At 72.2% G+C, this 11,702-nt stretch carries 13 protein-coding genes; 9 read left to right on the forward strand and 4 right to left on the reverse strand.

All coding sequences use genetic code 11. From position 1 onward, the window contains the following. Window positions 1-72: 72 nt before the first annotated feature. Entirely contained in the window at window positions 73-573 is a 501-nt protein-coding gene (locus MTR79_RS14370; protein ID WP_244790506.1) for a metallophosphoesterase, read from the forward strand. Between the two features lie 331 nt (window positions 574-904). Here the strand turns inward: MTR79_RS14370 and MTR79_RS14375 are convergent, their stop codons facing one another. Continuing rightward, on the reverse strand, window positions 905-2,158 hold the full coding sequence (locus MTR79_RS14375) for a YncE family protein (RefSeq protein ID WP_244790508.1): 1,254 nt from the start codon (window positions 2,156-2,158) through the stop codon (window positions 905-907). 174 nt (window positions 2,159-2,332) lie between these two features. Here MTR79_RS14375 and MTR79_RS14380 point away from each other — a divergent pair, with 174 nt between their 5' ends. Continuing rightward, complete coding sequence (locus tag MTR79_RS14380; RefSeq protein WP_086699271.1) at window positions 2,333-2,989, forward strand: TetR/AcrR family transcriptional regulator; 657 nt, start codon at window positions 2,333-2,335, stop codon at window positions 2,987-2,989. A gap of 39 nt (window positions 2,990-3,028) precedes the next feature. On the opposite strand, the gene MTR79_RS14385 is transcribed toward MTR79_RS14380, so the two are convergent. Beyond that, on the reverse strand, window positions 3,029-3,403 hold the full coding sequence (locus MTR79_RS14385; RefSeq protein WP_244790511.1) for a nuclear transport factor 2 family protein: 375 nt from the start codon (window positions 3,401-3,403) through the stop codon (window positions 3,029-3,031). 263 nt (window positions 3,404-3,666) lie between these two features. Further along, window positions 3,667-4,032 (reverse strand): nuclear transport factor 2 family protein, encoded by a 366-nt coding sequence (locus MTR79_RS14390; protein WP_048454894.1) that lies wholly within the window; start codon window positions 4,030-4,032, stop codon window positions 3,667-3,669. Window positions 4,033-4,189: 157 nt separating this feature from the next. On the opposite strand from MTR79_RS14390, the gene MTR79_RS14395 reads away from it, so the two are divergent. Next, window positions 4,190-4,747 (forward strand): DUF4240 domain-containing protein, encoded by a 558-nt coding sequence (locus MTR79_RS14395; protein WP_244790513.1) that lies wholly within the window; start codon window positions 4,190-4,192, stop codon window positions 4,745-4,747. A 128-nt stretch (window positions 4,748-4,875) separates the two neighbouring features. Here MTR79_RS14395 and MTR79_RS14400 read toward each other — a convergent pair whose 3' ends face one another. Next, a complete protein-coding gene (locus MTR79_RS14400; protein ID WP_189364606.1) occupies window positions 4,876-6,630 on the reverse strand; it encodes an ABC transporter ATP-binding protein in 1,755 nt (584 codons plus the stop codon). 148 nt (window positions 6,631-6,778) lie between these two features. Here MTR79_RS14400 and MTR79_RS14405 point away from each other — a divergent pair, with 148 nt between their 5' ends. From MTR79_RS14405 to MTR79_RS14430, 6 genes are all read left to right on the forward strand, one after another. Next, window positions 6,779-7,864, forward strand: coding sequence for an S-(hydroxymethyl)mycothiol dehydrogenase (locus tag MTR79_RS14405; RefSeq protein WP_048454892.1), 1,086 nt, complete (start codon window positions 6,779-6,781; stop codon window positions 7,862-7,864). Beyond that, window positions 7,864-8,493 (forward strand): MBL fold metallo-hydrolase, encoded by a 630-nt coding sequence (locus MTR79_RS14410; protein ID WP_244790515.1) that lies wholly within the window; start codon window positions 7,864-7,866, stop codon window positions 8,491-8,493. Before MTR79_RS14405 ends, MTR79_RS14410 begins: the two co-directional genes overlap by 1 nt. Window positions 8,494-8,681: 188 nt before the next feature. Continuing rightward, complete coding sequence (locus MTR79_RS14415; RefSeq protein ID WP_189364499.1) at window positions 8,682-9,596, forward strand: SDR family oxidoreductase; 915 nt, start codon at window positions 8,682-8,684, stop codon at window positions 9,594-9,596. A 60-nt stretch (window positions 9,597-9,656) separates the two neighbouring features. After that, window positions 9,657-10,454: an SDR family NAD(P)-dependent oxidoreductase gene (locus tag MTR79_RS14420; protein ID WP_244790517.1), complete on the forward strand. Its 798-nt coding sequence runs from the start codon at window positions 9,657-9,659 to the stop codon at window positions 10,452-10,454. A gap of 167 nt (window positions 10,455-10,621) precedes the next feature. After that, complete coding sequence (locus tag MTR79_RS14425; protein WP_086703822.1) at window positions 10,622-11,317, forward strand: L,D-transpeptidase family protein; 696 nt, start codon at window positions 10,622-10,624, stop codon at window positions 11,315-11,317. 154 nt (window positions 11,318-11,471) lie between these two features. Continuing rightward, complete coding sequence (locus MTR79_RS14430) at window positions 11,472-11,660, forward strand: hypothetical protein (protein ID WP_086703821.1); 189 nt, start codon at window positions 11,472-11,474, stop codon at window positions 11,658-11,660. The last annotated feature ends 42 nt before the right edge of the window (window positions 11,661-11,702 follow it).

Raw genomic sequence — 11,702 nt, forward strand, 5'->3', positions numbered from 1 at the left:
CCGCATCCCAGGATGCGCGGCCCGGCGGCGTGTACGCGTGCCCCACCGCTCCCGACGTCTAGGCTCCCCACCGTGCGTCTGCTCCTGATGTCCGACACCCATCTGCCGAAGCGCGCCAAGAAGCTCCCCGAGCCGCTGCTGGAGGAGATCCCCCGCGCCGACGTCGTCGTGCACGCGGGGGACTGGGTCGACACCGACACCCTCGACCTGCTGGAGAGCCGCAGCCGCAGGCTCCTCGCCGTATACGGCAACAACGACGGCCCCGCGCTGCGCGCCCGGCTCCCCGAGGTGGCCCGCGCGGAACTCGGCGGGCTGCGCCTCGGGGCGGTGCACGAGACCGGTCCGGCGCAGGGGCGGGAGACACGGTGCGCGGAACGCTTCCCGGATCTCGACGTCCTCGTCTTCGGGCACAGTCACATCCCGTGGGACACCACGGCTCCCACGGGACTTCGCTTGCTCAATCCGGGGTCCCCGACGGATCGCCGCCGGCAGCCCCACTGCACCTATATGACCGCCGCCGCCGATGACGGCCGGCTCTCGGAGGTGGCCCTCCACCGGCTGCCGCCGCGCTGACGGTCCGGGCCGCTTCGCCTCGGTGGAAACGGCCCGGGCGCTGCGAGTAGATGCGACTCTTCCACGGACCCCCTTCCCTCGGTCGGAGGTGATACGTGGCGACTACCCCTGTCCGCGCGGCTCACACGGCCCCGGGACGATTCTTCCGTGACCGGTGTGGACGGTCACCGCCGTCACCCCGTCCCGCTCGCCGAGCGGGCCCCGTGCCGTCCCGGCCCCGCACCGGCCACAACCCGCTGGGCCGCAGGGAGCACCTGCTCAACGTGACGCGGCGGGTGGGGAGTTGAGGTGCCCCTTGTGGGTGGGGGTGCGGTGCGAGCGCGGGCGCGGGTCAGCCGCCCGACGGACCGGTCCAGCCCTCCCGCACCTGCCCGAGCCGCACCCGCTGCGGGTGGTCGCCGACCGGGACGGACACGGTCTTCTCGCCGGTCGCGAAGTCGATCGCGGTGACCTGGTCGGCACCGCTCTCGGACACCACGCAGGACTCCCCGTCACCGCTGACCGTCGCCCAGTACGGCTTGGAGACGGGGACCAGCGGGCCGTGCTCGAAGGTGTCGCGGTCGACCACGGTCGCGTAGTCGTCCATGGTGCCCGCCACGCACAGCTTGGTCCCGTCGGGCTTCATGGTGATGCCGTGGTGGCGTGAGTCGTTCACCCAGGTGGTGCGGTCCTCGCTGGTGGCCGGGTTCTTCGGCAGGGTCTTGACGCGGCTGATCCGGTCGGTGGTGACGTCGTACTCGAAGAAGCCGTTGAAGAACGACACCTGGAAGTACAGCTTCGACTCGTCGGGGGAGAAGGCGGCGGGGCGGACCGCGTCCGAGTACCCCGTGAAGCCCGCCGCGTCCAGCCGCTCCCGCATGTCGATCACCCTGACCTGCTCGAACGTCCGGGCGTCGGCGACCGTGATCTTGCGGTCGCCCTTCGTCCAGTCCAGCCAGGGCGCGTCCAGGTCGGTGTTCACCTCGCCGATGGACATGTTCCAGATGTAGCGCCCGTCCCGGCTGAACACGTTCTCGTGCGGCTTGTCGCCGGTCTTGAACGAGCCGACCTCCTCGCCGGTCCCGATGTCCAGGACATGCACGGTGTTGGACGTCGAGGCGGAGACGGCGACGCGCGTGCCGTCAGGGGAGACCGCCATGTGGTCGGAGCGGTAACCGGACACCGGGAAGCGCCAGTTGACGCGTCCGGTGGCCAGGTCGAGGGAGACGACGTCCGCGAAGCTGGGGCGGGAGACCACCACCGAGGTGCCGTCCGGGGTGGAGTACATGTCGTCCACGAACTGGTCGTGGCCCTCGCCGACGGTGTTGCGGATCGCCATGAAGTAGATCCAGCGGATCGGGTTGGCGTTGATCTCCGCCATCCGCCGGTCCTTGTCGGGGATCACGTTGATCCGGCCGATCCGGCCGAAGTCACCGCCGGACTCGATGACGTCGGCGGTGCCGTCCCAGTTGTTGCCCACGAACAGCACCTCCCGCAGGTCCGCGGAGGAAGCCTGTCCGGCGGCGCTCGCGACGGCGCCGGGGGCGGTGAGGGTCAGGACGACGGCGGCGGCGAGGGTGCACAGATGCCTGCTGCGGATCGGCATGGCGGGGTCTCCTCTGCGGGTGGGGGCGCCATGATCGGGACATGCCAAACGGAAGGAGGTGAATCTGAACAGACGTGCTTTCAGATTGAACTTACTGAAAAGTAGGGACGGTCAGGGGTTCTCCACAAGACCGCGGACACGACAAAATTGCCGGGCGCGGGGAGAGGAGAACCGGTGGCGGGCAGACTGAGCGCACCGAGCGGCCGGTACGCCGGGAAGTCCGCCGAGGAGCGGAAGGCCGAGCGGCGCCGGCGTTTCCTCGAGGCGGCCCTCGAACTCTTCGGCGGCGGGCCCGGCTACCGGAACACCACCGTCGCCGCCCTCAGCGAGGCCGCCGGACTGTCCACCCGCCAGTTCTACGAGGAGTTCCGCACCCTGGAGGACGTCCTCGCCGCGCTGCACCTCCAGGTCAACGACTGGGCCGAGACGGCGGTGCTCGCCGCGGCGGCCGGGACGGCGGACGCGCCGCTCGCCGAGCGCGCCGCCGCGATCTTCCGCGCCTATGCCGCCGACGTCACCCGCGACCCTCGGCGCGTCCGCATCGCCTTCGTCGAGATCATCGGGGTGAGCCCGCGCCTGGAGGAGCAGCGGCTTGCCCGCCGCGCCCGCTGGGTCGACCTGATCTGCGCCGAGGCGGACGCGGCCGTCGCCCGCGGCGAGGCCCCGCCCCGCGACCACCGCCTCGCCGCGACCGGTTTCATCGGCAGCGTCAACGGGCTGCTGCACGACTGGAACGCGGGGTGGGTCGAGGCCACCCTCGACGAGGTCGTCGACGAACTGGTCCGCCAGCTGCTGGCGATCCTCCGGCCGGCGGGGGCGCCGGAGGTCTAGGACCTGTCGGACGCCCGCCGGCGGCGGCTTGACCAGGCGTCAACCCGCCGGCGAGAGATCACCCGCGAAGACGATCATCTGGTCGATCAGGCCCCGCCGCAGATGGACGACGTCGGTCCCGGCGAGCCGCGGACCACCGCCCGGAGTGGTGAACACCCACCGGTACCGCGCCCACTCGTCCGGCATGTCCACCCCCGAACAGCGGACCATCGTGCCCGGTCCGGCCGGGTGCCGCCGGATGTCCAGCACGAACCGCTCCACCGCCTCGATGCCCTCGCTGCGGCCGAGCGGACCCCAGAGGACCACGTCCGAGGTGAGCGCCTGTGACAGCAGGGAGGTCACGTAGGCATCGTCGGAGGCGTTGAACGCCGAGACGAACGTGTCGATGGCCGACTGGGCGGTGTCTGCATGCATGCACCCAGTCATACCAGCCTGTTCCACCGCCCCGGCCGGGGTCCGCTGCCCAGGGACGGGCTCTGCGTGGTCCTTCCCGCCCGGCACCCCAGCCGGCCCCCCCCGGGCCGGCGAGGACACGGTCGGGCTGCGCGTCCTCGCCGGCGAACCGCCGCTGCGTCACACGGGCGCGTGCCCGGCGTGGCCCGCGGTGCGGCACGCCGGCCCCCGCCCCGACGGCGCCAGGAACGCGTCGACGCGACGAGGACGACGGCCCCCTGGTGTCACTCGTCCCACGCCTGGATCAACACCTGCCCCGTGATCTTGCCGTCGCGCAACGTCAGCATGGACTCCGAGAGCACCCGCACGCCGTCCGCGTAGCGGCAGCTCTCGCAGTAGGCGGCGTGATCGCCCTGCACGACGCACGCCTCCAGCGCGTGCGTCATGTCGCGGCTGTAGACGTCGTCCAGCATCGCGGCGATCTCGTCCTTGCCGTGCAGCACCTTCGGGTGGCTCGGCCCGCTGACGTGGTCCACGACGCGCAGCTCCGCGTCGTCCGCGTAGAGCGACTTCAGCATCTCCGGCGTGTCCGCCTCGATGCCCCGGCGCAGGGTGTCGGTACCGAACACGGGCTGTGCCGCGGTCGTCATGATGACCCACCTCCTCAGGAGGCCCCGGCCCCGGAATCAGGCCTCGTGGGCCTCACCTACGAGCGTCCTCCCCGGAGCGGCCCCGGGCAAGCGTGGCGCCTGTCCGGCGGGGGCGCGACCGGCTCGATGTCAGTACCGGGTGGCATGCTCCGCCGCCATGGACAGACAACGCTTCTGGCAGATCATCGAGGCAGCCCGCGATCGGGCGCCCGCCCCGGACGACGCCGATGACGTCGCCCGCCGGGCGGCCTCACATCTGGCGGCACACCCCGTCGAGGAGATCGTCGCGGCTCAGCAGGCGCTGTGGGGCCTGATGGCGGACTCCTACACGAACCCGCTGTGGGCCGCTGCCTACGTGATCAACGGCGGATGCTCCGACGACGGCTTCGACTACTTCCGTGGCTGGTTGATCGCCCAGGGGCGCGAGATCTTCGAGCGCGCGGTCGCCGACCCCGATGCCCTGGCGGAACTGCCCGTCGTGCGCGCCTCGGCGGCCGACGGACGCGATCTCGAGTGCGAGGAGGTGCTGAGCATCGTCCGGAACGCTCACCTCCAGGCGACCGGCGGAGAACTTCCCGACGGCGGGTGGACCATCCGGTACCCGGAGCTGGACCGCTCCTGGAGCTTCGATTTCGACGACCACCGCGAAATGACGCGCCGACTGCCCCGCCTGGCCGCGCTCCACTGGGAACGGCCGGAGGCTCACGGTCGCTGAGCGGCGGGGCGAGGGCCCCGGCGGGGCGGCGCCGGCCGGCGACCGCGCATGACGCCCCGGCGGAGGCGCCTGCTCGCGCGAAGCGTCCTCGGGGCAGGCACGGACCAGCCTCGCGTCCCCCGCTCCCCTCAACCCGCCGTGGCCAGGAACTGCGTGGCCGCCAGTTCCGCGTACAGCGGATCCCCGGCGACCAGCTCCCTGTGCGTACCCACCGCCCGCACGCGCCCCGCGTCCATCACCACGATGCGGTCCGCCGCCGTCACGGTCGACAGACGGTGGGCGACCACCAGCACCGTCGTCGTGCGGGCGACGTCCGCGACCGTGTCGCGCAGGGCCGCCTCGTTCACCGCGTCCAGCTGCGACGTCGCCTCGTCGAGGAGGAGCAGGCGCGGGCGGCGGAGCAGGGCGCGGGCGATGGCGACCCGCTGGCGTTCGCCGCCGGACAGCTTGGTGCCGCGGTGGCCGACGAGGGTGTCGAGCCCCTGGGGCAGCCGGGCGACCAGCCCGTCCAGCCGGGTCGTCTTCAGCACCCGCGTCAGCGCGTCCTCGCCCGCGTCCGGGTTGCCCAGCAGCAGGTTGTCCCGCAGGGAACCCGACAGCACGGGCGCGTCCTGCTCGACGTACCCGATCGCCGCCCGCAGCTCCGCCAGGTCCCACTCCCCGAGGTCCCGGCCGTCGACGGTGATCACACCGGACTCCGGGTCGTAGAACCGCTCGATGAGGGAGAACACCGTCGTCTTGCCCGCGCCGGACGGGCCGACGAACGCCGTCAGCCCCTGCGGGGGCACGGCGAACGTCACCCCGTGGTGGACGTACGGCAGATCCTCGGTGTAGCGGAACCGCACGTCCTCGAAGGCGACGGCCGCGGGCGTTGCGCCGGGCGACGGCAACGCGGCGGGCGGCGCGGCCGGTTCGGAGGGGAGGCGCAGCGCCTCCTCGATGCGGGCGAGCGCGGCGCTGCCCGCCTGGTACTGCGTGACCGCGCCCACGACCTGCGAGATCGGCGCCATCAGGTAGAACACGAACAGCAGGAACGCCACCAGTGTCCCGATGTCGATGGCCCCGGTCGCCACCCGCGCCCCGCCCACCGCGAGCACGGTGATGAACGCGAGCTGCATCGCCAGCCCCGCCGTGTTGCCCGCCGCGGCCGACCACTTGGCGGCCCGCACGCTCATGCGCCAGGACTCGCGCGCCGCGTCGTGCAGCGTCCGCTCCTCCCGCGGCTCGGCGCCGGACGCCTTCACCGTGCGCAACGCGCCCAGCACCCGCTCCAGCGACGCCCCCATCACGCCCACCGCGTCCTGCGCCTGCTTCGACGCCCGCCGGATCCGCGGCACGACCACCCCGAGCAGCGTCCCCGCCAGCGCGAGCACGCCCAGCGTGACCGCCAGCAGCACCGGCTCCACGTACCCCATCAGCGCCACGGTGGCGAGCAGCGTGAGCCCGCCCGTGCCCAGCCCGATCAGCGAGTCGGTGGTCACCGTCCGCAGCAGCGTGGTGTCGGAGGTGATCCGGGCCATCAGATCGCCCGGCTCGGTCCGGTCGACGGCGGCGATCCGCAGCCGCAGCAGGTACGAGGACAGCGTGCGCCGAGCCCCCAGCACCACCGACTCCGCCGCGCGCCGCAGCACGTACGAACCCACCGCGCCCAGCACCGTGTTGCCGATCACCAGTGCCGACATCAGCAGCAGCGCCCCGGTGACGGCCCGGTCGTGCGCGAGGTCGTCGATCAGCTCCCTCGCCACCAGCGGCAGCGCCAGCCCCGTCGCGCCCGTCACCAGCGACAGCAGGGCGCCGCCCAGCAGCGCCCAGCGGTGCGGCCGTACGTACGACAGCAGCAGCCGCCAGGCCGGCGGCCCGGACGGATCCTCTGTGACGGCGATGCTCACTTGCCCCCCTCGGCGTCGGACGGATGTTCAGGCTACGTCGCCCGGGCGGACGCACCGCACGGTGGGCGGCGGAGCCGATCATTCCCGCGTAGGGTCGAGGACGACGGGGGAGACGGACCCGGCCGACGAAGGAGTCAGCAGCATGGCGCAGGAAGTACGCGGCGTGATCGCGCCCGGCAAGGACGAGCCGGTACGGATCGAGACGGTCGTCGTACCCGACCCGGGACCCGGCGAGGCGGTCGTACGCGTCCAGGCCTGCGGGGTGTGCCACACGGACCTGCACTACAAACAGGGCGGCATCAACGACGACTTCCCCTTCCTCCTCGGCCACGAGGCGGCGGGCGTCGTCGAGTCGGTGGGCGACGACGTCACCGACGTGGCGCCCGGGGACTTCGTGATCCTCAACTGGCGAGCGGTGTGCGGCAACTGCCGCGCCTGTCTGCGCGGACGCCCCTGGTACTGCTTCGACACGCACAACGCGCGGCAGAAGATGACCCTCACCGACGGCACCGAGCTCTCCCCGGCGCTCGGCATCGGCGCCTTCGCGGAGAAGACCCTGGTCGCCGCCGGGCAGTGCACCAAGGTCGACCCGGCCGTGGCGCCGGAGGTCGCCGGGCTGCTCGGCTGCGGCGTGATGGCCGGCATCGGCGCCGCGATCAACACCGGCAACGTGGGCCGCGGCGACTCGGTCGCCGTCATCGGCTGCGGCGGCGTCGGCGACGCGGCGATCGCCGGCTCCCGGCTGGCCGGCGCGGCGAAGATCATCGCCGTGGACATCGACGACCGCAAGCTGGAGACCGCCCGCTCCATGGGCGCCACCCACACCGTCAACTCCCGTACGGCCGACCCCGTCGAGGCGATCCGCGACCTCACCGGAGGCTTCGGCGCCGACGTCGTCATCGAGGCCGTCGGCCGCCCCGAGACCTACCGGCAGGCGTTCTACGCCCGTGACCTGGCCGGTACGGTCGTCCTGGTCGGCGTGCCCACCCCGGACATGAAGATCGAGTTGCCGCTCCTCGACGTCTTCGGCCGCGGCGGCTCCCTCAAGTCCTCCTGGTACGGCGACTGCCTGCCGTCCCGCGACTTCCCGATGCTGATCGACCTGCACCTCCAGGGCCGCCTGGACCTCGGGGCGTTCGTCACGGAGACCATCGCCCTGGACGAGGTGGAGAAGGCGTTCGAGCGGATGCACCGCGGCGACGTGCTGCGTTCGGTGGTGGTGCTGTGATGGCCGCCCGCATCGAACGGCTCGTCACCTCCGGCCAGTTCCGCCTCGACGGCGGCACCTGGAACGTCGACAACAACGTGTGGATCGTCGGCGACGACCACGAGGCCGTCGTCATCGACGCCGCCCACGACGCCGACGCCATCGCCGAGGCGGTGGGCGACCGGCGCCTGACCGCCATCGTGTGCACCCACGCCCACAACGACCACATCGACGCCGCGCCCGCCCTCGCCGAGCGCACCGGCGCCACGATCTGGCTGCACCCCGACGACCTCCAGTTGTGGCAGCAGACCCACCCGGACCGCGACCCCGACGCCTGGCTGGCCGACGGGCAGGTCATCGAGGCCGGCGGCGCCGACCTCACCGTGCTGCACACCCCGGGCCACGCACCGGGCGCGGTCTGCCTGTACGACCCGGGGCTCGGCACCGTGTTCACGGGCGACACCCTCTTCCAGGGCGGTCCCGGCGCCACCGGCCGTTCCTTCTCCCACTTCCCGACGATCGTCGACTCCATCCGGGACCGGTTGCTCACCCTGCCCCCGGAGACGAAGGTGCTCACCGGCCACGGCGACCCGACCACCATCGGCGCCGAGGCCCCGCACCTGGACGAATGGATCGCCCGCGGCCACTGAACTGCAGGCGGCCACTGAAGTGCGGCCGGCCACTGAAGCGCCCGCGGTCACTGAGGCGACGGGGTCACCCGGACGTACCGGCTTCCGGGTGATCCCACGGCCCGAACCGCGGAAAAGGCGACAGAGGATGTCCGGCTTACCCGTCAGGCTCGGCGTCGTACGACGGATCGAGGCACGGGAGGCCGTGAATGACACAGCCGTTGCGGGACAAGGTCGCGCTGGTGGCCGGGGCGACCCGGGGAGCGGGACGGGGCATCGCCGTGGAACTCGGCGCGGCGGGCGCCACGGTCTACGTCACGGGCCGCTCCACCCGCGCCCGCCGCTCCGAGTACGACCGGCCCGAGACGATCGAGGACACCGCCGACCTGGTCACCGAGGCGGGCGGCCACGGCATCGCCGTCCCCGCCGACCACCTGGACCCGGCGCAGGTGGAGGCCCTCGTCGACCGGATCGCCGCCGAGCAGGGCCGCCTCGACGTCCTCGTCAACGACATCTGGGGCGGCGAGACCCTCTTCGACTGGGACGCGCCCGTCTGGGAGCACGACCTCGACAAGGGACTGCGGCTGCTGCGCCTCGCCGTGGAGACGCACGCGATCACCAGCCACCACGCCCTGCCGCTGCTGCTGCGCCACCCGGGCGGACTGGTCGTCGAGGTCACCGACGGCACGGCGGACTACAACCGCGACCACTACCGGGTCTCCTTCTTCTACGACCTCGCCAAGTCCTCGGTGCTGCGCATGGCGTTCGCCCTCGGCCACGAACTCGGCCCGCGCGGCGCGACCGCCGTCGCCCTCACCCCGGGCTGGATGCGCTCGGAGATCATGCTCGACCACTTCGGGGTGCGGGAGGACAACTGGCGCGACGCGCTGGAGAAGGTGCCGCACTTCGCCATCTCCGAGACCCCGCGCTACGTCGGGCGCGCCGTCGCCGCGCTCGCGGGCGACCCCGAGGTGGCCCGCTTCAACGGCTCCTCCCTGTCCAGCGGCGGACTCGCCCAGGAGTACGGCTTCACCGACCTCGACGGCAGCCGCCCCGACTCCTGGCGCTATCTGGTCGAGGTGCAGGACGCGGGCCGCCCGGCCGACGTCACCGGCTACCGCTGACCCTCCGGACGCCGGGGAAAAGCCGGGCGCGGTGATCGTCCGAGCCGCTACCGTCGCCCCATGACGACGGACACAGGGCGCTTCGCGGGATACGGGGTTCTCATCACCGGGGCGGCGCGCGGCATCGGCGCCGCCACCGCGACACGGTTCGCCGACGAGGGCGCGCGCGTCCTGGTCGCCGACGCCGACCCGGAGGCGGGGGAGCGCACGGCGGCTGCGCTCCGCGACCGCGGACTCACGGTGGAGGCCATCGCCTGCGACGTGGGGGACCAGGCGTCCGTCGAGGCGGCGGTCGCCCACGCCGTCCGCGCCTTCGGCTCGCTGGACGTCCTGGTGAACAACGCGGCGCACTGCACCCCCGACGCGCCCCGCTTCGAGGACGAGCCCGAGGAGGAGTGGGCGGCGGACCTGGACGTCACCCTCACCGGCGCCTACCGCTGCTGCCGCGCCGCCCTGCCGCACCTGGAGGCGTCCGGACGGGGCGCGATCGTCACCGTCGGCTCGGTCAACGGGCTGCAGGACTTCGGCAACCACGCCTACAGCGCCGCCAAGGCCGGCCTGATCTCCCTCACCCGCACCCTCGCCGGGCACGCGGGGCCCCGGGGCGTCCGGGTCAATCTCGTCGCGCCGGGCACGGTCCGCACCCGCGCCTGGGACGGCCGGGACGACGACCTGGCGGCGGTCTCCCAGGTCTACCCGCTGCGCCGGATCGGCGAGCCGGAGGACATCGCGGCGGCCGTGACCTTCCTCGCCTCCCGTGACGCGGCCTGGATCACCGGCACCACCCTGACCGTCGACGGCGGCATCACGGCCGTCAACCACGGCTTCCACCGGGCCGTGGACCACACCGGGCGGTGACCGTCCCCGCGCCCGGTGTGGTTCCGCGTGACACGACTCATACCGAAGCGCCCGCCGTGACGGACATAACGGTCCGGTCGCGCGTACAACCGATTTCCCCCGTTCGCCGTCTACCTGGCAGAGTGCGCGGTCCAGCGCACGTTCCCGCGGGAGAGGCATAACGGACCATGGGGGACTTGAGAAGACGGGGTGTCGTCGCCCTGGGGGTCACCGCTCTGGTGGCTCCGCTCACACTCGCGATCGGTGCGACGCCGGCCCAGGCCGCCAGTTGCACCACGTCGGCGGGGCCGTACCAGAAGAAGGTCGAGAAGTTCCTCGGCCGCCCGGTCGACGGCAAGCAGTCCGCCGCCGACTGCAAGGCCATCCGGGCCTTCCAGACCAAGCACGGCATCAGGCCCAACATCGGGTACGCCGGCCCCGTGACCTGGGGCGTGATGAACCTGATGAACAAGCAGAAGGCCGTCGGGAAGAACCCGAACAAGGCGGGCAAATGCCCCACCAACAAGGGGCGCATCGCCTGTGTCGACCTCACCCTCCAGCTGAGCTGGATCCAGGACGGCAAGAAGCTCGTCTACGGTCCGGTCCCCGTGCGCACCGGACGCAACGGCTACGAGACCCGCACCGGCCTCAAGAAGGTCTACTGGCGGAACAAGAACCACGTCTCGACCATCTACGACGTGCCGATGCCGTACAGCCAGTTCTTCGACGGCGGCCAGGCGTTCCACTCGGTCGGCGTCAGCATGTGGAACCCGCCCGGTTCCCACGGCTGCGTCAACATGACCGGCACCGCCGCCAAGAAGTACTGGTCGCTGCTGAAGAAGGGTGACGACGTCTACGTGTACGGCCGCAAGCCGGGCACCTGAGGACCCCCGGCGCCCGGTCTCCGGGCCGGGCGCCCCCGCATGTCCGAGGGTGTGAACTCGCCCACCTTGGAGGGCAGATGGACGTGATCAGTGACACGTCCGAATTGCCCGATCGGCGTGCGATTACTCACAGCGTCTTCACCTCGGGGGACGTATGCTTCACGGTATGTCCACCACTGTTGAACCCTCCTCCGAGCGATCGGCTGCCGAGGTCAACGAGGAGATCCGGGCCCTGTGGCTCCGGTCGGGCGGGACACTCAGCGTCGAACAGCGCGAGGAGTACCAGCGCCTGGTCCAGGAGTGGGCCACGGCCCTCCCGCAGGAGGCCGCGGAGGCGGCCTGACGGCCGGCCTCGGCATCACGATCGGGCACCCGTGACCGCACG

It is taken from the genome of Streptomyces sp. BJ20 (assembly GCF_022869105.1).
In the GTDB taxonomy this organism is placed as follows: Bacteria; Actinomycetota; Actinomycetes; order Streptomycetales; family Streptomycetaceae; genus Streptomyces; species Streptomyces griseoincarnatus.